At 66.5% G+C, this 1085-nt stretch carries 1 protein-coding gene and 1 pseudogene; both read left to right on the forward strand.

Features of this window, described 5'->3' with window-relative positions; all coding sequences use genetic code 11:
- Positions 1-813 (forward strand): polyprenyl synthetase family protein (locus tag ACZ7NC_RS45755; RefSeq protein ID WP_471498443.1); only part of this gene is annotated, 813 nt, incomplete at its 5' end.
- A pseudogene (locus ACZ7NC_RS45760) lies at positions 810-1085 on the forward strand (4-hydroxy-3-methylbut-2-enyl diphosphate reductase); the annotation flags it as partial. The gene ACZ7NC_RS45755 and the pseudogene ACZ7NC_RS45760, both read left to right, overlap by 4 nt.

Raw genomic sequence — 1085 nt, forward strand, 5'->3', positions numbered from 1 at the left:
TTCCATGCTTTCGCGCTCATCCATGACGACGTGATGGACCGCTCCGACACCCGCCGCGGCCACCCGACCATGCACCGCGCCTTTGCCCGGCAGCACCAAGGACCTGCCGCCGTCGCGGACCAGTTCGGCACCGGGGCGGCCATCCTCCTGGGCGACCTGGCGCTGGTGTGGTCTGACGAACTCCTGCACAACGGCAACCTGACCCCGAAGCAGATGTCCGCCGTGCTGCCCCTACTGGACGTCATGCGCACTGAAGTCGTACTCGGCCAATATCTCGACCTGGCCCACAGTCACCAGGAGCAGCCGGATGTGTCCTCTGCGTTGACCATCATTCGCTACAAAACCGCCAAATACACCGTCGAGCGCCCCCTCCAACTCGGCGCGGCCCTCGCCGGAGCAGACGAAAGCCTGCTGGCCGCCCTGTCCGCCTACGCCATCCCTATTGGTGAGGCTTTCCAACTCCGGGATGACCTGCTCGGAGTGTTCGGCGACCCGGCGGCCACCGGCAAACCTGCTCTCGACGATCTACGGGAGGGCAAAGCCACCGTCCTCATCGCGCTCGCTCTCGCCCGCGCACCCCGCGTCCAGGCCGACCAGCTCCGCGTTCTCCTCGGTTGCCCCACCCTGACCGAAGACCAGGCCCAGGTGGCACGCAGCATCATCACCACCACGAAAGCCGTCCGCATCGTCGAAAACATGATCACCGCACGATACGAGAAAGCCATGACCGCCCTGGACACCGTGCCTATTGACACTGCCGCCAAGCACGCCCTGCGTCAGCTCGCCGACTCCACAGTGAGGAGGCAGACATGACCCCCACCACCCGTCTCCGCGTTCTGCTCGCCGCCCCCCGTGGCTACTGCGCGGGTGTGGACCGCGCCGTGATCGCCGTCGAGAAAGCCCTGGGGCAGTACGGCGCTCCGGTGTACGTCCGGCACGAGATCGTCCACAACAAGTACGTCGTGCAGACCCTGGAGAAGAAGGGCGCCGTCTTCGTCGAGCGGACGGAGGAGGTACCGCCGGGCAACATCGTCATGTTCTCGGCGCACGGCGTCGCCCCCGTCGTCCACGACGAGGCCGCGCGC

The sequence above is a fragment of the Streptomyces sp. NPDC111802 genome (assembly GCF_055634335.1).